At 70.0% G+C, this 19,709-nt stretch carries 18 protein-coding genes and 3 tRNA genes; 7 read left to right on the plus strand and 14 right to left on the minus strand.

The annotated features are described in order from the left end of the window. Positions 1-2 precede the first annotated feature (2 nt). The 6 genes from Aco03nite_RS16840 to Aco03nite_RS16865 form a co-directional block, all read right to left on the minus strand. A tRNA-Val gene (locus tag Aco03nite_RS16840) sits at positions 3-74 on the minus strand. 26 nt (positions 75-100) lie between these two features. After that, positions 101-171, minus strand: a tRNA-Cys gene (locus Aco03nite_RS16845). A gap of 31 nt (positions 172-202) precedes the next feature. Beyond that, positions 203-274 (minus strand) — tRNA-Gly (locus tag Aco03nite_RS16850). Positions 275-1,235: 961 nt separating this feature from the next. Continuing rightward, on the minus strand, positions 1,236-1,964 hold the full coding sequence (locus Aco03nite_RS16855; RefSeq protein ID WP_203796464.1) for an FAD:protein FMN transferase: 729 nt from the start codon (positions 1,962-1,964) through the stop codon (positions 1,236-1,238). Positions 1,965-1,996: 32 nt separating this feature from the next. Further along, positions 1,997-2,536, minus strand: coding sequence for an FMN-binding protein (locus Aco03nite_RS16860; protein ID WP_203796297.1), 540 nt, complete (start codon positions 2,534-2,536; stop codon positions 1,997-1,999). 32 nt (positions 2,537-2,568) lie between these two features. Continuing rightward, entirely contained in the window at positions 2,569-4,173 is a 1,605-nt protein-coding gene (locus tag Aco03nite_RS16865) for a ferredoxin reductase family protein (protein WP_203796298.1), read from the minus strand. 156 nt (positions 4,174-4,329) lie between these two features. Here Aco03nite_RS16865 and cbiE point away from each other — a divergent pair, with 156 nt between their 5' ends. From cbiE to Aco03nite_RS16890, 5 genes are read left to right on the plus strand one after another with little or no spacing between them, the layout of a single operon-like run. Beyond that, positions 4,330-5,538 carry a precorrin-6y C5,15-methyltransferase (decarboxylating) subunit CbiE gene (gene cbiE / locus Aco03nite_RS16870; protein WP_203796299.1) on the plus strand — a complete coding sequence of 403 codons (1,209 nt, stop codon included), beginning with the start codon at positions 4,330-4,332 and terminating at the stop codon, positions 5,536-5,538. After that, entirely contained in the window at positions 5,490-6,314 is an 825-nt protein-coding gene (gene cobM, locus Aco03nite_RS16875) for a precorrin-4 C(11)-methyltransferase (RefSeq protein WP_239145217.1), read from the plus strand. Before cbiE ends, cobM begins: the two co-directional genes overlap by 49 nt. Beyond that, positions 6,311-7,036: a cobalt-precorrin-6A reductase gene (locus Aco03nite_RS16880; protein WP_203796300.1), complete on the plus strand. Its 726-nt coding sequence runs from the start codon at positions 6,311-6,313 to the stop codon at positions 7,034-7,036. Before cobM ends, Aco03nite_RS16880 begins: the two co-directional genes overlap by 4 nt. 42 nt (positions 7,037-7,078) lie before the next feature. Next, on the plus strand, positions 7,079-7,837 hold the full coding sequence (locus tag Aco03nite_RS16885) for a hypothetical protein (RefSeq protein ID WP_203796301.1): 759 nt from the start codon (positions 7,079-7,081) through the stop codon (positions 7,835-7,837). Then, positions 7,834-8,421, plus strand: a complete 588-nt coding sequence (locus Aco03nite_RS16890; RefSeq protein WP_203796302.1) for a hypothetical protein — start codon at positions 7,834-7,836, stop codon at positions 8,419-8,421. Before Aco03nite_RS16885 ends, Aco03nite_RS16890 begins: the two co-directional genes overlap by 4 nt. A 163-nt stretch (positions 8,422-8,584) precedes the next feature. On the opposite strand, the gene Aco03nite_RS16895 is transcribed toward Aco03nite_RS16890, so the two are convergent. Beyond that, positions 8,585-9,535 (minus strand): GlxA family transcriptional regulator, encoded by a 951-nt coding sequence (locus Aco03nite_RS16895; RefSeq protein WP_203796303.1) that lies wholly within the window; start codon positions 9,533-9,535, stop codon positions 8,585-8,587. Positions 9,536-9,628: 93 nt separating this feature from the next. On the opposite strand from Aco03nite_RS16895, the gene Aco03nite_RS54085 reads away from it, so the two are divergent. Beyond that, positions 9,629-9,751, plus strand: coding sequence for a hypothetical protein (locus tag Aco03nite_RS54085; RefSeq protein WP_275415875.1), 123 nt, complete (start codon positions 9,629-9,631; stop codon positions 9,749-9,751). Positions 9,752-9,774: 23 nt separating this feature from the next. Here Aco03nite_RS54085 and Aco03nite_RS52955 read toward each other — a convergent pair whose 3' ends face one another. Both Aco03nite_RS52955 and Aco03nite_RS52960 read right to left on the minus strand, forming a co-directional pair. After that, positions 9,775-10,713, minus strand: a complete 939-nt coding sequence (locus tag Aco03nite_RS52955; RefSeq protein ID WP_239145218.1) for an alpha/beta hydrolase — start codon at positions 10,711-10,713, stop codon at positions 9,775-9,777. Then, entirely contained in the window at positions 10,710-11,528 is an 819-nt protein-coding gene (locus tag Aco03nite_RS52960) for an alpha/beta fold hydrolase (protein ID WP_239145219.1), read from the minus strand. The genes Aco03nite_RS52955 and Aco03nite_RS52960 overlap by 4 nt, the downstream gene beginning before the upstream one ends. Before the next feature lie 78 nt (positions 11,529-11,606). On the opposite strand from Aco03nite_RS52960, the gene Aco03nite_RS16905 reads away from it, so the two are divergent. Then, positions 11,607-12,755: a hypothetical protein gene (locus Aco03nite_RS16905; RefSeq protein ID WP_203796304.1), complete on the plus strand. Its 1,149-nt coding sequence runs from the start codon at positions 11,607-11,609 to the stop codon at positions 12,753-12,755. A gap of 3 nt (positions 12,756-12,758) precedes the next feature. Here Aco03nite_RS16905 and Aco03nite_RS16910 read toward each other — a convergent pair whose 3' ends face one another. The 5 genes from Aco03nite_RS16910 to Aco03nite_RS16930 form a co-directional block, all read right to left on the minus strand. Then, positions 12,759-13,208: a YdeI/OmpD-associated family protein gene (locus Aco03nite_RS16910; protein WP_203796305.1), complete on the minus strand. Its 450-nt coding sequence runs from the start codon at positions 13,206-13,208 to the stop codon at positions 12,759-12,761. 25 nt (positions 13,209-13,233) lie between these two features. Further along, positions 13,234-14,493 carry a magnesium transporter MgtE N-terminal domain-containing protein gene (locus tag Aco03nite_RS16915; RefSeq protein WP_203796306.1) on the minus strand — a complete coding sequence of 420 codons (1,260 nt, stop codon included), beginning with the start codon at positions 14,491-14,493 and terminating at the stop codon, positions 13,234-13,236. 616 nt (positions 14,494-15,109) lie between these two features. Further along, positions 15,110-15,661, minus strand: coding sequence for a GNAT family N-acetyltransferase (locus Aco03nite_RS16920; protein WP_203796466.1), 552 nt, complete (start codon positions 15,659-15,661; stop codon positions 15,110-15,112). Then, entirely contained in the window at positions 15,661-17,454 is a 1,794-nt protein-coding gene (locus tag Aco03nite_RS16925) for a penicillin acylase family protein (RefSeq protein WP_203796307.1), read from the minus strand. The genes Aco03nite_RS16920 and Aco03nite_RS16925 overlap by 1 nt, the downstream gene beginning before the upstream one ends. Then, a complete protein-coding gene (locus tag Aco03nite_RS16930) occupies positions 17,451-19,655 on the minus strand; it encodes a GNAT family N-acetyltransferase (RefSeq protein ID WP_203796308.1) in 2,205 nt (734 codons plus the stop codon). Before Aco03nite_RS16930 ends, Aco03nite_RS16925 begins: the two co-directional genes overlap by 4 nt. Between the last annotated feature and the right edge of the window lie 54 nt (positions 19,656-19,709).

Genomic DNA, 19,709 nt, shown 5'->3' on the forward strand with positions numbered 1-19,709 from the left:
CGTGGGCGATACTGGGATCGAACCAGTGACCTCTTCCGTGTCAGGGAAGCGCGCTCCCGCTGCGCCAATCGCCCTTGCTCTTGCCCCTTACGAGGCAGCGAGGTGGAGACGGGATTTGAACCCGTGTACACGGCTTTGCAGGCCGTTGCCTCGCCTCTCGGCCACTCCACCGAGGTAGCCCCGTGTAGAAGGCCTATCTCCGAGCGGAAGACGGGATTCGAACCCGCGACCCTCACCTTGGCAAGGTGATGCGCTACCACTGCGCCACTTCCGCACCCCCGGCGTTTCCCCCGGCTACGACAGAACTTTATCCGGTCCCCCCGCCCCACGCCAAACCGGGGTGCCCCGCGTGTCCCGCGAACCACTCGACAACGACCAGCCAAAACCCACAAAGTGGTACATATAGCCACACCGGTAGCGGCCCAGATCACTTCCAACCCCACTATTTTGTACGCCCGACCAAAGCCCCGTGGCCACCACGCAAGGCAGGCGACCCGCCCGAACCGCCCGGCGACCGCCGGGCGTGTGCGTCCGTCCCAGCAGGTCGCCGCGCCTCCGGGAGGTTCGGTGAACCAGGGCCGGGAGGTTCGGTGGCCGGGGCTGGGAGGTTCGGTGGCCGTGGCTAGGGGCCACCGGGGTTGAAGTCGAAGGCCGCGGCCACGGGCCAGGCCGGGAGGTGTCCGGGGCCGGAGGGTTCCGCGGACCGGAGCCAGGGCCGCGGCCGTGGAAGCAGGACCGGGACCAGGGCCCGGACCGGGACCAGGACCAGGACCGCGACCGGGACCGGGGCCGGGACCGGGACCGGGCCAGGACCAGGACCGGGGCCGGGGCCGGGACCGGGCCAGGACCGGGCCAGGACCGGGCCAGGACCAGGACCGGGGCCGGGACCGGGACCAGGACCAGGACCAGCCCTGGCCCCAGGTTTCCTGGAGTTTCCGTGGGCCGCGGTTGGGAGGTCCCGTGGGCCGGGCCTGGCGGCTACCGAGGTTGAAGTCAAAGGCCACGGCCATGGGCCGGGCCGGAAGGTGTCCGGGGACGGAGGGTTCGGTGGGCCGGAGCCAGGACCGGGGCCGTGGCCGTGGCCGGGCCAGGAGGTTTCCGGGATCCGGGACATTCCGTGGGCCGAGGCAAGAGCTGGGCCGGAAAGGTCCGGAAGAGCGGAAAGGTCCGGAAGAGCGGAAGGGTCCGGACGACCGGAACGGTCCGAACGACCGGAAGGGTTCGGGGGTCGGGGATTACTCGGCGATCGGTAGGCCGGGGGACGTGAATGCGCGGCCGTCGTCGGTGACCGCTGCTGACTCGTAGCCGTCGCCGGAGAGTTTGGCCAGCCAGGACAAGCCGGTTACGCCCATCGCCAGCGCCGCTGTGGCATACGCGTCGGCGACCGCGAGGTCAGGGCCGGTCACCGTGACCGAGCGTAAGCCCTTGGCCGGGGCCCCGGCCACCGGATTCCACACGTGGGCGCCCCGCTCGTACGTCCCGGAGGTGGCCACCGCCCCGTCGGTGACCGCGAGCACCCAGGCGAGTTTGTCGGCCTCCCACGGGTGCCGCACCCCGACTCGCCACGGGCGGCCGCCGGGGCCGGGGCCACGCATCCGGATGTCGCCGCCGGCGCCGATGTAGTGCCTGGTGGAGCCGGCTTCGGCGAGCCGCTGGGAGGCCACTTCGACGGACCAGCCCTTGACGTAGCCGGACGGGTCGAGGGGCCCTCCGGCGTAGGCGTCGAAGTAGCCGCCGGTCTCCCGCCACAGGTCGGCGCAGCGGTCGAGCACGTGCCGCAGATCGTCGGAGCATTCAGCGAGCGGAATCTCGCCGCGCCGGAACCGGCAGACCTCGCTGTCGTCCTTGTACGTGCTGAACCGCGCGTCCACCTCGTGCAGCCACGCGCAGGTGCTGTCGACCAGTTCCCGTAGGCGGGGCTCAGGCAGGTCGTCGGCCAACTCGATGCTGACGACCGTACCCATGACCTCTTCGACGTGGCGCACGAACCTGGACCTTACGCGCCGGCCTTGTCCAGGGCGCTCTGCAGTGAGGTGACGTACGACTGGCTGGTGAACGTCGCCCCGGAGACGGCGTCGACGTCCTTGGCGGTCGCGGCCTTGAGCGCGGACGCGTTGAGGGTCTTCACCGCGTTCGGGTTGATCGTGCCGCTGAAGCCGTCGGTGGGGTACGTCGAGTCCGCGGCCGTGACCTTGCCGCCGCTGACCTTGATGGTGACCTGCATGGTGCCGTACGCGTTCTGCACGGCCTTGCCCTTGTAGGTGCCGGCCTTGAGCCCGGCCTCCTCCTTCTCGGGCGCTTTCGAGGACTCCTTGGAGCCGGACTCCTTGTTGCCGGAGCCCTTCGCGCCGGTGCCGCCGGTGGCCTCGGGGGCGGCTGTCGAGTCGGAGGCCTCGTCGATCTCCGGCTCCTCGGCGACACTGCTGCCCGCGGCGGCGTTCACCGGGACGGCCTGCGGCTGCACGCTCAGGCGAACGCCCAGGATGAGGGCTGCTCCGGTGAGGGTGCCGACGGCTGCTGCGGTACTACGACGCATGGCGGTACTCCAAGATCCGTTAGGGGGACGGGTCAGAATTCGAAGGGGTCCTGGTGGAGCTGGCTGTCCGGGACGTCGAGCTCCTTGAGCGTCTCGACGGCCGCGTTGACCAGTCCGGGCGGGCCGCAGAGGTACACGTCACGCCGGTTCACGTCGGGGACCAGGCCGCGGAGCCCGTCCGGGGTGAACAGCCGGCGCGGGCCCGGGTCGTTGCGGCCGCCGACGATGTAGCGCACCCAGGCGTCCCGCTCCTCGGCCAGTTCCTCCAGCTCGGTGCGGAAGACCAGCTCGTCGGGGCGGCTCGCCCGGTAGATCACGATCGTGTCCGCCGGCATGTCCTCGAGCAGGGCCCGGATCGGGGCGATGCCGCTGCCGCCGGCGATCAACAGGGCCCGGCGGCGCGTACGGCGACCGGCGGTGAAGGTTCCGAAGGGGCCTTCGGCCCAGATCGGTGTGCCGGGGCGCATGGTGGCGAGCTTGCGGGTGTGGCCGCCGGCGATCGTCACGGTCAGGCGCAGCCACTTCGGGTTCGGGGCCGCCGACAGCGAGAACGGGTGCGACTGCCACCAGCCGTTCGCGGTCAGGAAGCGCCAGCGCATGAACTGACCGGCCTGCACCGGCAGCTTCTCCAGGCGCTTGCCCTCGATGTAGATCGAGAACGTGTTGGCGCCCTCGCCGACCACCTCGGCCACGGTGAAGCGGTGCCGCGAGTTGAGCCACAGCGGCTCGACGACGCGGCCCCAGAACAGGGCGGCGATGGTGATGCAGCCGAGCGCCGGCCAGAAGATCGAGGCGAATCGGCCGTTCATGTCGGCGCCGGCCGCGATCTGGTGGCCGTAACCGAGCAGCAGGACGCCGTACGCGGTCAGGTGGATCAGGTGCCAGAGCTCGTAGTTGAGCACGCTGCGGATGGCCCGGATCGAGATCAGCGAGATGAAGACCAGCAGGCCGGTCGCGATCGTCGCGCTGATCATGTCCGGGAACGTGGTGATCACGGTCCAGCCCTGCTCGACGACGCCGGTGCCGGCGGTGAGCGCGTAGCCGTAGACGATGAAGACGATGTGCGCGACCACGAAGGTCAGCAGCGAGGTGCCCAGCCAGCGGTGCCAGCGCAGCAGGTCGCGGGAGCCGACCCACTCCTCCAGCCAGGAGACCCGGCTCATCATCAGCAGCTGGATGAAGAGCAGGTAGCCGCCGATCAGCCCGGTGACCCGGCCGGCCGCGATCATCGCGGTGGCGGTGTTGCTGATCGCGCCGGGCTGGGTGTTGAACAGCCAGAGCGCGATGCTGGTGCCCAGGCCGGAGAAGAACAGCATCACGGTGAAGAGCCGGTTGCCGCTTGTCGACTCGCCGGGCGGGCGCTCGTCCTGGATCGGGACGCCGGTGCCGGCCTTCCAGCCGCTGGCATCGGTCATCGACACCTCGGCGACCTCGCCGCGGCGGTAGTTGTCCGGCTGGTTGTAGGGCTGCCCGTACTGCGGTTGCGCGTACTCCTGCGGCCCGTACTGTTGCTGCTGTTGGGGCCAGCTCGGCATGGACGGGTTGTCCCAGCTCGGCCGTGCGTCGTCGCGCAGCCCGGCGAAGTACCCGTCGTCGTCGGGGACCTCACGCTGATCCCGGAAGGCCGGAATAGTCAACGTCCTCACCTGCTCAGCAGTCGTCTCACGGCGCCTGCCACCCCATGCGGCCGACGTGACAGTCCCGTCCGCGAAGGGACCGTCACAGAGGGGTACGCGCGTCACGCCGATCCGGCTCAACAAGATCTGAAAATTCCCACGGGTTAGGTTCAGCGCATGCGTACGGAACACCCGGTCACCGTGATCGGCATCGGAGCCGGTGGGTGGCCTGATCTTCCCGGCCCGGCACAGCGGGCGCTGCTCGGGGCGGATGTCGTCCTCGGTGGCCCGCGTCAGCTCGATCTGCTGCCCGCCGAGGTGGCCGGCCGCCGGGTTCCGTGGCCGTCGCCGCTGGTCCCGGCCCTGCCCGGCCTGATCGAGGCGGAGCGCGGGCGGCGGGTGTGCGTGCTCGCCAGCGGCGACCCGATGTTCCACGGCATCGGCACCACATTGACCAGGGTGATCGGCGCCGACCGGCTGCGTGTGCTGCCGCATCCGTCGTCGGTGTCGCTGGCCGCGGCCCGGCTGGGCTGGGATCTCACCGGCGTCGACGTCGTGACCTTGATCACCGCGCCGGTGGAGAGCCTGAACCGGGTGATCAATCCCGGCCGCCGGATCCTGGTCCTGTCCGCCGGTCCGCAGACCCCGGCGGCTGTCGCCGCACTTCTTTCCGGGCGCGGGTACGGGGACAGCCTGCTCACCGTTCTGGAACAACTCGGCGGCCCCGGCGAACGTGTCGTCACCGGAACCGCGGACGGGTGGGTGCTGCCGCCCGGCGATCCGCTCAACGTGGTCGCGATCGACTGCGCCGGCGGGCCGGAACTGCCCGTGGTGCCCGGACTGGACGACGCGGCCTATCAGGGCGACGGGCAGCTGACCAAACGGGAGGTGCGGGCGGTGACGCTGGCGGCGCTCGCTCCCGCGCCGGGGCGGCTGCTGTGGGACGTCGGCGCCGGCTCCGGCAGCATCGGCATCGAGTGGATGCGCGCGCACCCGTCCTGCCGGGCGATCGCGATCGAGTCGTCGGCCGACCGGGGCGCCACGATCACCGCCAACGCGGGCGCGCTCGGCGTCCCCGGGTTGCGGGTGGTGCACGGCCGCGCCCCGGACGCCCTCGACGGGCTACCGCAACCGGACACGATCTTCATAGGAGGCGGCTTGACCCGCGACGGCGTCCTGGACCGTTGCCTGACCGCGCTGCGCCCCGGCGGCCGCCTGGTGGCGAACGCGGTCACCGTCGAATCGGAGGCGGTGCTGGCCGCGGCGTACGCGAAGGTCGGTGGGGAACTGACCCGGCTCACCGTGCAGCGTGGCTCGCCGGTCGGCGGGTTCACCGGGTGGCGTTCGTTCATGCCGGTGACGATCTGGTCGGTGGTGCCGCGATGACCGTCCACTTCATCGGCGCCGGGCCGGGTGCGGCCGACCTGATCACGCTGCGCGGGCACCGGATCCTCGCGGCGTCGCCGGTCTGCCTCTACGCCGGCAGTCTCGTGCCCGCCGAACTCCTGGACGCCTGCCCGCCCGGCGCCCGGAGGATCGACACCGCGAACCTGAACCTCGACGAGATCATCGCCGAGATGGTGGCCGCGCACACCGCCGGGCAGGACGTAGCCCGGCTGCACTCCGGCGACCCGTCGGTGTTCAGCGCCGTCGCCGAGCAGATGCGGCGACTGGACGCGGCCGGGGTTCCCTACGACGTGACGCCCGGTGTGCCCGCGTTCGCCGCCGCGGCCGCGGCGCTGGCCCGCGAGTTCACCGTCCCCGAGGTGGCGCAGACGGTCATCCTCACCCGCACCGCCGAACGTGCCACCGCCATGCCGCCCGGCGAGGACCTGGCCACCCTCGGCGCCAGCCGCGCCACCATGGTCCTGCACCTGGCCGTTCAGCGGATCGAGGCGGTGGTGGCCGAGCTGGTCGGCAACTACGGCGCGGACTGCCCGGTCGCGGTGGTGGCCCGGGCCTCCCGCCCCGACGAGCTGATCCTGCGAGGCACTCTTCAGGACATCACTGCGAAGGTCAGATCCGCCGGCGTACGCCGGACCGCGGTGATCGTGGTCGGCGCCGCCCTGACCGCGGGCCAGTTCCCGGACAGCCACCTGTATTCGACAGCCCGCTGCCGGACCGACCCGATCGATCCGCCCGTTGAGCCGGGCCGCTCGTGACGGTTCTGATCCTCGGTGGGACCACTGAGGCGCGGCGGCTGGCCGGGCTGGCGCACGGGGAGTTCGCCGTCGTCAGTTCGCTGGCCGGGCGGACCAGTGCTCCGCTGTTGCCCGCCGGGGAGGTGCGGATCGGCGGGTTCGGCGGGGTCGACGGGCTGGCCGGATATCTGCGGGACGCCGGGATCGGGGCGGTGGTCGACGCCACCCATCCGTTCGCGGCGACGATCAGTGCGAACGCGTTCGAGGCGTGCGCCCGATCCGGCGTACCGCTGGTGATCCTGCGCAGGCCCGGCTGGAGCGCCGGGCCGGGCGACCAGTGGCACCGCGTCGCGTCCCTGGACGAGGCCGCCGCCGCGCTGCCCCGCCTCGGCCGCCGGGTCTTCCTGACCACCGGCCGGCAGGGGCTCGCCGTCTTCGCCGGGCTGGACGGGTGCTGGTTCCTGTCCCGCTCGGTCGAACCGCCCGCCGGTGACGTCCCCCGTCATCTGGAGGTGTTGCTCGACCGGGGCCCGTTCACCGTCGAGGGGGAACGTGCCGTCCTGACCGGGCAGCGCATCGACGTCCTGGTGACCAAGGACAGCGGTGGCTCCCCCGCGAAGCTCGTCGCCGCCCGTGAGCTGGGGATTCCGGTCCTGATGGTGAATCGTCCGCCCGTCCCGCCGGCGCCTGTGGTGTCCACACCGGACGAGGCGATGAGCTGGCTCCGGACCCGGGCAGGCTGAAACACGACAGCCTCGGAGCCGAGGTGATGCGACGCTCGACGGATGTCAGGTCGTGTCCCTTACGCCGAACTGAACGCCGTCCGCGCGCTCGTGGCCGACACCCTGGCCGAGTTGACCGCGGCCGGCGACATCAGCCACCTCTGGATCCGTGCCGCGTGCACCCGATTGTCCGCCTTGGACGCCGCGCTGACCGAGGCGGCCGGTGTGCTGGCGGCCCCGGTCCAGGTCCTGGCGGCCACCACGGTGACGTTCCTGCTGGTGTTCCTGTCCACCACCGTGGGTTCCGCGGTGGGCCTGTCGACGGCCGGGCTGGTGGTCACGGCAGCCGTGACCGTCCTGCTGACCGCCGCCGTGACCCCGTGGGTCTCCCGCCGGACGGCAGCGGCGCTGGGCCGCCACCGCCTGTCCCGGTCGCCGCTCCCCCACGGCATCGAGCGCCCACACCTCGGCACCGGAAGACTCGCCGACCCGGGTCTTCGATTCCCGTCCGGGACGAACGACGAAGCCCACGGCAAAGGGCGGATCGGTGGCTCGCGTGGTCCGCTGACCGGTGATCGGGCCGGGCCGGGGCCGGCGGCGATTCCGGATCGGCTCCTGGATGCCCGGGTCCGGCTCGTTTCGGTGGCGATGCGGCAGGCCGGGCCCGCCGACTGGTCGGCGCCACTGCTGCGCCGGGCCATCCGGACCGATCCGGTGATCCGGCGGCTCGCCCGTGCCGACCAGCTTCTCTGCCAGGCCGTCGACTGCGTCGAACGCCACCTGGACGATCTGCCGGCCCGCCCTGGGGAGGACATGCCGTGAAGAGGCGGCTTTCGGTGCGGGAGGATCCGTTCTCCGGGGAAGCCCGGCCCCGGCTGGGACGGATCGCCCGGGATCTCGATGCGGTGGTCACCGATGCGCAGAGCCGGGACTGGGTTGCCGACCGGGCCGATCGGCTGGGGTTCGCCCGGCTCGGTCAGGTTCGGCAACAGGTCCGGGTCGCCGCGGGGCGGGGAAGAACACTGCCGGGGGCCGAAGTGGATCCGGTGGCGGTTCTGCTCGGTGGCACGGCCGGGGTCCTGGTGGCGGGGGCGGTTCTGTGGGGACTGGGCGGCGCTGTGGTCGGGCCGCTGCTGTTGGCGCTGGTCAGTGTGGTGGGGCTCTGGGGTGGGCTGATCTCGGTGGTGGTCCTCCGGCGGCTGCGGCGGCGGTGGGATCGGGTGGATCCCGGCGGGCCCGCGGCCATCGACGATCCCTATCGGTACGCCGCCTTTCGCCGGCGCATCGAGGCGTGTGCGGCTGCCGCCCGGGGGCACCGTTCCCGTCGCCGGCGGGCCACCGCGATCGATCTCGAGCACGCCCTCGACTGGCTGTCCGCGGCCCAGACCGAACTGCCCCGCCGCTGACGGGACCGGCGCAGGAGCCGCGCGGGGACGGGCGGTGTAGCCGGTGTGGGCCGCATCCGGCCCGGCGGTCGCCGGGCGGTCCGTCAGTGGCGCGGACCTCGCGGGCGGGGCGGGATCTGCCGGTGCGGTCGGGGGCCACGTCGATCCCGTACCGGCAGAAGGGTCAGGGTTTGGCTTTGAAGGTGCTCCGGTAGTTCTGGGGTGTCGTCGACAGGCGCTGGGTGAAGTGGTGCCGCAACGTCTGGGCGCTGCCGAAACCCGCGCGGGTGGCGATCGCGTCGATGCCCAGGTCGGTGTCCTCGAGCAGGCGGCGGGCCAGCAGGACCCGCTGGTTGGTGAGCCAGTCGTGCGGGGTGGCGCCGGTCTCCGAGCGGAAGCGGCGGGCGAACGTGCGCGGGGCCATGTGCACCAGATCGGCCATCGTGTCGACGGTGTGCGTCTCGTCCAGGGTCTCCAGCATGTGAGTGAGCAGCGGCTGGATCGTCTCGCAGTCGACCGACGAATGGATCGGCACCTCGATGAACTGGGCCTGGCCGCCGTCGCGGTGCGGTGGCATGACCATCCGGCGGGCGAGCTGGGCGGCGACCGCGGACCCCTGCTCCTCGCGGACCAGGTGCAGGCCGGCGTCGATGGCCGCGGCCGTCCCGGCACTGGTCAGGACGTTGCCGTCGACGACGTAGAGGACGCCGGGGTCGACCTTGGCGCGCGGGAACTCGGCGGCCAGCCGGTCGGTGTGCCGCCAGTGGGTGGTGCAGCGGCGGTCGTCGAGCAGCCCGGCCCGGCCGAGGGTGAACGCGCCGGTGCAGACGCTCATCACCCAGGCGCCGCGGTCGTGCGCCCGGCGCAGCATGTCGAGCACCTCGGGCGGGGCCTCGCGGGTGTCGTTGGGGGCGATCGCGACCAGGTCGGCGGTCTCCGCGAACGACAGGTCGAACGACGGGGTGACGGTGAAACCGGCGTGGGTGGTGACCGGGGCGCCACCGACACTGCACACCGCGAACTCGTAGGCGGGCAGGCCCTCGGCGGTGCGGTCGTAGCCGAACAGCTCGCAGAGCACGCCCATCTCGAAGACGGCGACCTCGTCCATGGCGATCACGGCGACGCTTCTCAACATGCGGTCACCCTACCCGCAGGTTGGCAGCTTCTTGAAGATGTATGGCATTCCTGCCACTGTTCCGGGGCGCAGAACAGGACCACGCTGGTACGCATGGGAATCACACTTGTTGTCTTCTTCGCCCTGGTATTGATCGCTTCGTTCGCCGGACTGACCAAGGACAGTCACGACAGCGCCGACTGGAAGCCCAGCCGGGAAGGACGCCGCGCCGCGTGACGGCCCGGCGTCCCCCCTGACGATCAGCGAGTGCCGGTGAGGACCGACACGGGCTGCGGCGCCACGACGGGCGGCAGCTTCTTACCGGGCGTGGCCGCCGACATCGTCGACAGGTCGGCGCCCGGGTCCGGCTCCTCACCGGCCGACAGCGGCTCGGTGAACGGCTGGTGGTCGGCCTTGCACTTGGTGCCGGCCGCCGGAACCTTGCCGGTCAGCAGGTAACGGTCGATGGCGCCGGTCGCGCAGGCACCCGTGCCGTACGCGGTGTGCCCCCAGTTGTCGCTGGTCAGCAGACGCGAGTTCGGCGTCAGCTTGCTCGCCGACACGGACGCGGCGTAGTTGGTCGCCGGATCCCAGTAGTTGCCGACGATCAGCACCGGGGCCTTGGTCCGCTTGTTGAACGGGCCACGGTAGGCGTCCTCGTCCCGCACCGTCCACGTCTTGCTCGCGCACTGGACGCTCAGCCAGCCCCAGACCCGGCCGAAGTACGGCGCCTGCAGGTCACGCGCCGCGGTGTAGGCCGGCCAGCCACTGGCGTTCTTCGGGTGCTTGCCGTCGGTGCAGATGACCGCGCTCTGCGCCTCGAAGCTGTTGTCGTACGGGAAGTCGTAACCGGCCTTGCGCCCGGCGTCGTACCGCTTGCGCAGCGCCACCTTCGCCGACGCCGCCGCGGCGCCACCGGCCTGCATCGCGGCCACCTCGGAGATCAGCGAGGTGACGACCTCACCGGCGTACGGCGAGTACATGTAGCTCAGCAGCCCGCCGACGAAGTCCGCGTAGGTGAGGGTGAACGTGCCGGTCTCGTCCTCGATGACGAGCGGCTTGGCCCGCAGCTTCGCCGCCACCGACTTGAAGTTGGTGATCGGGTTGCCGGCGGCGAACGAGCAGTACTCCTCGCCCGCGACGTCACAGCGCTTGAGGATCTCCCACAGCGCCTTGGTGGCGCCGTCAGCCGACTTCATCCGGCGTCCAGGATCTGGTTGCCGCTGGAGCCGGTGCCGGCCCACTGCCGCGGGTCGATGTTGCCGTCGATCGCGATCGCGCGGAACCGGTCCGGGAACAGGTTCGCGTAGTACTGGCCGAGCGCGGTGCCGTAGCTGAAGCCCAGGTAGGTCAGCTTCTTGTCACCGACGGCGCGGCGCATCAGTTCCATGTCGCGGGCCACCTCGGAGGTGGACATCGCGCCGGCCAGGGTCTTGCCGGTGGTGGAGCACGCCTTGCCGAACGACTGGGCGCCGCTGATGTACCGCTGCTCCTGCGTCTTGCCGAGCGGGAACGCCACGTTCATTCTGTTGAAGACGGCGGTCTGGTCCTTGACCGACTTGAAGCACTTGATGTTGGCGCTGGCGCCGATGCCGCGCGGGTCGACCCCGACGACGTCGAACTTCTCCAGCACCGCGTCGCTCAGGAACAGCGGGGCGTCGGCCGCCATCGCGGTGGCCGAGCCACCCGGGCCGCCCGGGTTGACGAACAGGCTGCCGATCTTGGCCTTCTGGTTCTTCGCCTTCACCCGCAGGACCGCGATCTCGGTCTTCGCGCCCTTGGGCTTGTCGTAGTCGAGCGGCACCTTGACGGTGGCGCACTCGGCGGTGCCGTAACACTTGTACCAGCCGAGCTTCGGGGTCGGCAGTTTGTCCAGTCTGCGGCGTTCGGCCGCGCTGGTGGTCGCGGTCTTACCAGCCGCCTGGGCGGTTGCGGGCACCGCGACAGCGCCCGCTACGGCAACCGCGGCGCTGAGCACCCCGGCAGCCAGGAGACGTGATCGTGTAATCGGCATACAGATCCCCCTTGATCGATGACGCTCGCATCGTAGGGGGGCGATGCCAGTGCGCCGACAATTTGGCACAGTGGACGAATGCTGAGCAACGTCGACCTGCCCGCCCCCGGACTCCTCTGGACCCGCTGGGCGACGCTGAGCGCCACCTACGCGGCGCTCGGCCGGCCCGGCATCTGGGCGGTCGACGACCTCGGCGCCGGCCGACAGGACGAGGACGGCAGCTGGGCCCGGTTCGCGCTGCTCGACGGGCGGCGGGCGGTGCTCTGGGGGCACCGCCGCGACCTCGACCCGTCCCTCGATCTGCTGACCGGCGCCCCCGACTGGCTGCCCTGGGACACCCTGTCCCCGCTCGCCGAACGCGACCGGCTCGGCTTCGTGATCTGGCGCGAGAGCGGCCGCTGGAGCCGGGTCCGCTACCCGGACGGGTTCACCGACGGGATGACCGACATGACCGGGCCGCTGCTCACCGCGGAGAGCACCGTCGTCGCGCTCAGCCGGTTCGGCCCCCGGCAGGCCGCCGAGAAACTGCTCGCCGCCGCGGTCCGGGCCGAGATCACCGCCGGCCACTTCACCGACCTGCTCACCGAGATCCTCACCGACACCCCGCCGGACGTCGACGCCGCCCTCGACGGCGCCCGCCGCGGTGGCCTGCTGCCCGGCAGTGCCGCGCCCCGGATCCGGCCCGGCCGGCGCCCGCCGATGCGCCGGATCCGGCAGCTCAGCCAGGGCGAACACGACCGGCTCGTCTGGTCGGCGATGCAGGACGCGCCCGAACTGTCCCGGCCCGCGCCGCCCACCACCGGCGAACTCGACACCCTGGTCGGCTGGCTGCAGGACCGCGCGCCACACGGGGACGGCAGGTGTTCGCTGCTGGCCTACGCCGACGCCACCAGCTTCAGCGCGCAGCCCGGCGAGAACCCACCCGCCGACCGGCCCGACGAGGAACGCTACGCGGCGTTCCGCCGGCTGACCGAGCTGGTCCGGGCGTTACGGCGGGCCGAATCCGATCCGCGGTACGGCAGGTGGCTCTTCCTCCGCGTCGAGACCAGCGCCACCGGCGTCAACGTGGAACGCCGCTACGACTCCTGGCCGACCTGGTGGCACGACGACGGCGTGTCCGGCCCGTGGCGCACCAACCTGCAGGAGGAGATGGACGGCCGGCTGCCCGCGTACCGCCCGTCCTGGGTGACCCTGCTCGACCCGTCGATCGCGTACCGCCCGCTGTGACCGTCAGCGGGCCTTGCCCGCACGCAGCAGGTCGAGCGATTTCGCCAGGCGGCGGGCGCGGGTCTCGGCGGTCTTCGCCGCGGTCAGCTGCTCGGCGTGCCACCGCTGATTGCTGAAGGAGACGGTGTCCCAGAACGCTTTGGTGTCCGGTTCCGAGGCCAGGGCGGCAGCAAGATCCTCAGGCACTTCGACGGTACGGGGAGCCTCGTCCAGCACGATCGTGAGGTCGTAGACCTGCCCACCTTCGAGCCCACCGGCAGCCCGGCGCTCAGCACTGACCCCGAGCCAGTAGACCCCACCCATCTTGGCAATCGACGACCGGAACTCGAAGTCCCCGACGGCGACGACAACTTTGGGCCGCCCACCCCCACCGAGCCCACTCACCAGTTCGTCAGAAATCTGAAAGCCGGTGGTGTTCCCCCCGGTCTTCCGCAACTCACCCCGGTACTCCATGCCGGAACGATAACCACCCTTGATGTCAGGTAAAGGTCGTTCCGAGGAAGACTGCCTGATGCACGGGCTGCTCGGCGACAGCCTGCTCGATCCCGTGACGCGTGTCGACCGGAAGCCGGGTCAGGATGGCCGCCCGGCGGTCGGGACCGATCTGGTTCAGCGCCTCGGCTGCGCGCCCGACGGACAGATAGGTCAGAAGCGTCGCGGCTCTCTCGATGGTTCCGGTCGTCAGCAGATCCGGCACACCCGCGACGGGAAGCTCACCCAGAATCCGGGCGACCTTGATGTCCGGCATTTCCATCAGGATGCACTTCACCTGTGCTGCGGACAAACCCCGGAGGACTTTGCCGGCCTCGTGGGACGCCAGGGCCGACAACAGCCCCACGATTCGCGAGGTCTCGGCACTTTCGAGCACCCGGCTCCGCTGTCCGCGTTGCATGGTCAGGAGCAAGTCCGCCGCCATCGCTACCGGTACCACCTCGTTCAGCACCACTGCGCTGGTCCAGGCCATCGGCATTCGCGACACCAGAACCTTGGCATCGTGCCGGGGCATGTTCCCCAGGATGGACGATGTCGTCGCAGTAGGGATCAACGGCAGAACCTGCCGGGCTATGTGGAAGTCCAGGAGTTGAAGATGCTCCGCGGCCATCGCCGGGTCCTCGGCCTCCAACAGGATGGCCGCCAATCCCCGGTCCAGGAACTCCAGTGCCCATGCGCCACGCTGTGGGGCCAGAAGATGCAGGCAGGCGGCAGCGGCAGCCGGCGGCATCAGCTCGAGATGTTCAGCGCATTCCTCTGGTGACATAGCCTCGAGAACCTTGTCGAGATCAGCGGTGACACCGTTGGGCGATCGGGACTCCACCGCCCTCCGAGCCAACTGAAGAGGAGCATCACCGGAGGATTCGGCCAGGCGTCGGGCCACCTCTCCGACCAAGGCGTAATCGGGGTCGCGACGACGATTACGCACGGCATGAGCCAGCCGGTTGCGGGCCTCTGTCCAGACGGCAAGCTGCTCCTCGGCGACTCCGCACCCCTTGGCGAAGGCGTAGACGACTCGCGCACGAGGCAGAATGCGACCGGACTCGGCGTTACCCAGCGTGCTGCGTGGAATCCCGGTGCTCCGGGACAACTCGCGAAGCGTGAGCGGCTCATGAGCGGGCGTGGGGCGGGGCGCATTCAGCCGCATCAGCGTCAACTGCCGGCCCAGTTCCGCCACCGTTGTCACCATGTCTGGATCAAGCGGGCCGACAAAATTCGTATCTGTAGCGTTCTCTGCGGTCAACACCGTCCCATCGTGGCCCATTGAAGGACAATGTTGTCCGACTTTCCCTCTAGCGGGTATGCACCCATTAGAACGAAACTTCAGCGGATAGCAAACCTTGAATCTTGCCCGCCCTGACCGGCCCCTACCTGGGACCTCATGTGAAATCACGATCACTGAAGGCGCTCAAGGCCATGCCGGACAACAAGTCCGCCATTCTTATCGCGCCTACATCAAGGTGGGCGCTGGGTCTAAATTGGCAGGGGTCATCACTACCAATGTGGACCGAACAAGAAGGGGCGACGGCCGGTGCAACGGCCATCGCCCCCAAAACCCTCCCACATCGCTTGGGCACGAGTAAGGAGTTCTTATGGACAATAGCCGCTACCACGAGTCGACGACACCCAAGTCGCCCCCTCAGGGTGAGAAGAACACAGCCGATCCCCGCCACAGGCCATGGCGTAAGCCGAGCCGACGAACGGTTCTGGTGGTGATCGAAATCCTTGGTCTGGCGGTCGCGGTAATCGCGCTGGTGAGGGGCTGGAACTAACGGGACGGATCCGGCTCACGGCTCGATACGAGACCAGTTTGCCCACGCATCTGGTCTCGTATCAAGGCCCATCCCCCGATCGAGGATCGCCTACTTGCCCGATCCTTCGAAACGGTGGCGATCGAGGAATGTCAGTTGGGCCCGTTTGTGGCCCAGGTCGATGATCGGGCCCAGGGTGAAGCCCTCTCGCTGTAAGCGGGTGATCATTCGGGTGTTGTGGATATCTGGTTCGGCGATTATTCGGGAGTGGGACCTGTCCGTGAACAGGTGGCGTAGCAGGGCCGGGAAGACCTTGCTCGTCATGTGGGGGAGGTTCTTGTCGCCGGCGTCCAGGAGCAGGTGCAGGCCGAAGTCGCCGGGCTGGACCTGGTAGCACTCGGACACCGGGTCCTCGGCGGGCTCGTATGTCTGGAAGATGCCGATCGCGTGGTCGTCCAGCAGGAGCAGGTAGGCGTGGTGGCTGTCCAGGCCGTCGACGAAGGTGTAGATCTCGGACACCTTCTCCACACTGTGGCCTGCCATGCCCCAGAAACGGTTGCGGTCCTTCGTCACCCAGGAGTGCACCAGGGGGGCGTGGGCCACCGGGTCCAACCGGATCATCACCAGCTCGCCCAGGCCGGGCAGCTTCTCCGTGAAGACGATCATGAGAGGGTTCCGTCCGGTGACAGCCGGTCCCAGTCGGTGACCAGCGGGATGAGGGAACCTGCTGCCCACAGTGGCAACTGGTCCAGGAAGTGGGGCGACTCCGGGTCGCCGGAGGCGCCGAACGGGACGATCCAGCGGCTGCGCGAACGGTCGGCCAGGTCCCACACGTAGCGGGCCACCGGGCCGCGCCAGCACAGGTCGCTGACGCCGGGCACGCTGGCGGTGTTCAGGACACACGCCGCCGAGCCGCTCAACCGCACCGGCGGCACGTCGGCGTCGAGCCCGGGCAGCTGGATCGGGTGCAGCAGGTGCCGGTCACCCCAGGCGCCGGTCTCCCCGGGGCCGGACACGAGCGTGGCCGGATCCAGGCCGAGACCGTCGAGCACCCCGTCCAAGGCGACGCCGATGCGGCCGCGCGGGTCGGTCCACGGGGCGAAGATCGGGTCGTGGCCGCTGGGTGCGAAAAGCGGCTGGAGTTCGGGGAGTCCACAGACCGCCCGAGCCACCGCCGCCTGCCGCGCCATCCGCTGCCCAGCCTGATCCGAATCGGACGGCACGTCGGTGTCCATGTGGATCAACTCGTGCGGCACACCGTGGGAGAGCAGGTGGCGGATCCGGTCGGCCCGGCCGGGCGGTGCGAAATCCACCCCGTAGGGCTCGGTATCGGGTCGCCGGTCGTTGGCGTTGACCGCCGAGGTGACCGGCGACCGGTACATGGGCTCCCACCCGGGTTCCCACTGGTACCGGGCCTCCCACGCGGGCACCGGCACCAGCCGGTTCCGCTCGTCGCGCTGCGGCACCCGCCCGACCGTCAACTGCAGGGTACGCCCGGTGGAATCGCTGGTCAGAACGCTGTTGACCGGTTCCACCCACCGCGACAGCGCGTCCGCCACATCGTCCACCGTCGTCGCGTGCAACAACGGCAGAAGGGCGTCGAAACCCAGATCAAAGGCGACCCTGGCCGGCGTACGCATACTCAGCGCCCCGTCGACGACGGGCCCCCGGGCCGTCTCCACGACATCGACGACGACCGGTTCGGAATCCCGTACCAGAATCGTCTCCTGGTGTGCGTCCACCGGCTCCCAGCCGTCCGGGCCGCGCGCCGAGCCGTCCCGCAGTTCCTCGATGAACAGGTCCTGATAGTCGGCCATCGCGTTGGTGATCGCCCAGGCCACCGACCCGGTGTGCCCGAAGTGCTGTACCCCGGGGACGCCGGGGAAGGTGAGCCCGGCGACGTCGAACGACGGGCAGGCGAGACGGATCTGCTGGTAGACGCCGGGCAGCTCGATCAGCCGATGTGGATCCCCGGCGATCTCTCCACCGTTCGTCCAGGCGTTGCTGCCGGATCCGCCCGGCCCCTCGACGGCGAACCAGGAGACGGCGGCCGGGCCGAGCGTCCGCTCGACGTGCGCCCGCCACATCTTGTTGCCGACCGTCCCGAACAGGATCTGCTGCACGAGGAAGACGCCGTACGACGACCACGGATGCCACTCGACGCCGCCGGCCCGGACGCCGTCGGTATAAGCCGCAACCCACTCCTGTGTCGATATATCCAAATTTTCGTAGCAGCGACGCGCGGTGTCGTCCAACCGCACCCGCCGCGCGAACCGATCCCACGGCAGCTCGTCAATCCCGGCCACCTCGGCGAGCCGCCCCTCGGACCGCCGCTTCTCCACCGAGATCTGGCGGCCCCGATCAAGAGCGGTCACCCGCCCCTGCAAAAAGGCCAGGTCAAGGACCGAGCCGGCCCGCAGGTGCGGGATCCCATAAGAGTCGCGGTAGAGCTTCATGAAGCGATCGGGTTCTCCAGCTCACCGGCGAAGATCAGCGAGCTGGCCTGATCGGTGAGGTCGACCATCTGCAGCGTGTTGCGCAGCTGCAGCCGGTTCAGGCAGGAGTGTGCGAACGTGGGCCGCAGCAGGTCGAGCCGCCCGGCCAGATCCGGGTGGTCCTTGGCGTGTTCGCGGACGCAGTCGCCGGCCAGTGACCAGAACTCGGCCGCGCTGAGCACCCCGTCGGCGTCCAGGATTCCGGCGAGGTGCCGCAGGAAACCGTCGAAGACGTCGGTGAAGATCGCCAGTTCCTTGAACTCGTCGCTGACCGCGATCCGGATCCGTTCGACCTCGGGCGGCAGTGGCTGGTCGTTCATCACCGCCACCTCCTCGCCGATGTCCTTCATGAACACCCGGGTCGGCACGTGGTTCTCCAGCACCAGGATCAGGTTCTCGCCGTGCGGCATGAACGCCAGGTCGTGCCGCAGGATGCAGTGCACGACCGGCCGCAGGTAGGCGCGCAGGTAGGTGGCCACCCACGCCGCGGGGGCCACGCCGGACTCCCGGATCAGGGCGGTGGCCAGGCCGTTCCCGTCCCGGTCCCGGTGCAGCAGGCTGGCCATGGTGGCGAGCCGCTCCCCCTCGGCCAGGCGCGGCGCCGGGCTCTCCCGCCAGAGGGCGGCGAGCATCTTCGTGTACGCCGACGGGGTGCCGGTCCGGTGGTAGGCGTCGCCGGTGTACCCGGTCGACGCCAGCTCGCGCAGCACCCCGAACCGGCAGGCCCGCAGCTCAGCATCGGATTCGACGAGGTCCGCCACCCACTGGTTGATCGGTGGCGTGGCCTGCATGTACTTGGGTGACAGCCCGCGCAGGAAGCCCATGTTCTGCACGGCGATCGCGGTCTTCACATAGTGCCGGTCCGGCCGGTCCAGGTTGAAGAACGTGCGGATCGACTGCTGTGCCTGATAACGATCAGGGCCGGCGTCGAGCGGGACGATCGCCCGGCGGGCCACGTCGGGGGCGAACGTGACGGTGACCTTGTGCTCCCACTGCCACGGGTGCACCGGCAGGTAGCGGTAGTCGGCCGGGTCCAGGCCGTGGCCACGCAGCTGCTGCTCGAAGTGGGACACCAGATCGGCGCCGAGTTCCGCCTCGAAGAACGCGCGCTCTTCCCCGTCGTACACGAAAAGGCTGTTGACCTTGAGGATCGCGACCCACCGCAACCGGACCGGCCGCCCGGCCTCCGGCACGTAGGCCTCGTGGTCGCGCAGTCCGTAACCGATCCGCCCGTTGTTGGCGACAAAACCGGGGTGCCCCTCGGTCATCGCGGCCTCGATGGTCTGGAAGCTCGCGTGCACCAGGTCGTCGGCGGTCTCCCGGCGGTGCGCGAACTTCCAGGCGGTCCCGGCCAGGGTCGCCGAGATCTCCTCCAGGTACGTGCCGAGCAGCTTCTCCGGGATGCCGAGGGTCTCGCGCAGGCCGGCGATGAAGTCGAGCGCGTCGAGCGGCCCGTCGATCGAGTCGGGGTCGATCACCCAGTGTTCGAGCGGGTAGCGCTTGGCGTTGAAGGTGTGCTCGCCGAACCGGTACTGCGCGTTGCCGTCGTCCAGGACCGGCGTGATCAGGCGTTCGTGGCTGAACTCGGCGATGGCCTTGGCGATCAGCCGCCGGTGCGCGAACTCGATGGCCTCCGGGCTCAGGTGCGGGACGCTCATCTCGTACGCGATCCGGGTGCAGAAGCTGAGCCGCCCGGTCTTGCCGTGCAGGGGCACGTCATGGTCGACGACGAAGCCGACCTCGGCGTTCTTGCGGTGGATCGCCTCGTTGCGGACGTCCGGCTCGACCACCACCCGTTCGATCCGGGAGTCGGCGAAGCAGTGGTCCATCACCGCGCGCATCACCGCGGAGGTGACCCCGGAGCGCTTCCGGGTCGGCGGCGCGACCAGCACGTGCATGCCGATGTCGCCGGGGCGCACCTCGTAATGCGGGGCCAGCTCGCTGTGGACCGGGTCGTAGGTCTCGGCGAGGAACAGCGGGGTCTCGTCGTCGTCGAGGCCGAGCCACACGTCGTAGTGCGGGTTGTCGAGGAACCCCTGGTACTCCTCGCGCACCCGCTCGGGCGTCGCGTCCTGCAACCCCCAGTAGTGCGACCGTGGATGCGTCACCCATTCATGGAGAAGATCAAGATCACGATCAAGATCGAGCGGTACGAGTCTCATCGGGTCACCTCCGCTGCGCTCCGGTGACCCGACGAGCACTCAACTGTGTCTATT

The organism is Actinoplanes couchii (assembly GCF_016862075.1).
Lineage (GTDB): Bacteria > Actinomycetota > Actinomycetes > Mycobacteriales > Micromonosporaceae > Actinoplanes > Actinoplanes couchii.

Bases quoted from the DNA above. Each gene is read 5' to 3' on its own strand.
- Aco03nite_RS16855 (WP_203796464.1), bottom strand. From the start codon at position 1,964: ATGGGTACGGTCGTCAGCATCGAGTTGGCCGACGACCTGCCTGAGCCC.
- Aco03nite_RS16860 (WP_203796297.1), bottom strand. From the start codon at position 2,536: ATGCGTCGTAGTACCGCAGCAGCCGTCGGCACCCTCACCGGAGCAGCC.
- cbiE (WP_203796299.1), top strand. From the start codon at position 4,330: ATGCGTACGGAACACCCGGTCACCGTGATCGGCATCGGAGCCGGTGGG.
- Aco03nite_RS16885 (WP_203796301.1), top strand. From the start codon at position 7,079: ATGTCAGGTCGTGTCCCTTACGCCGAACTGAACGCCGTCCGCGCGCTC.
- Aco03nite_RS16895 (WP_203796303.1), bottom strand. From the start codon at position 9,535: ATGTTGAGAAGCGTCGCCGTGATCGCCATGGACGAGGTCGCCGTCTTC.
- Aco03nite_RS54085 (WP_275415875.1), top strand. From the start codon at position 9,629: ATGGGAATCACACTTGTTGTCTTCTTCGCCCTGGTATTGATCGCTTCG.
- Aco03nite_RS52955 (WP_239145218.1), bottom strand. From the start codon at position 10,713: ATGAAGTCGGCTGACGGCGCCACCAAGGCGCTGTGGGAGATCCTCAAG.
- Aco03nite_RS52960 (WP_239145219.1), bottom strand. From the start codon at position 11,528: ATGCCGATTACACGATCACGTCTCCTGGCTGCCGGGGTGCTCAGCGCC.
- Aco03nite_RS16905 (WP_203796304.1), top strand. From the start codon at position 11,607: ATGCTGAGCAACGTCGACCTGCCCGCCCCCGGACTCCTCTGGACCCGC.
- Aco03nite_RS16910 (WP_203796305.1), bottom strand. From the start codon at position 13,208: ATGGAGTACCGGGGTGAGTTGCGGAAGACCGGGGGGAACACCACCGGC.
- Aco03nite_RS16925 (WP_203796307.1), bottom strand. From the start codon at position 17,454: ATGAAGCTCTACCGCGACTCTTATGGGATCCCGCACCTGCGGGCCGGC.
- Aco03nite_RS16930 (WP_203796308.1), bottom strand. From the start codon at position 19,655: ATGAGACTCGTACCGCTCGATCTTGATCGTGATCTTGATCTTCTCCAT.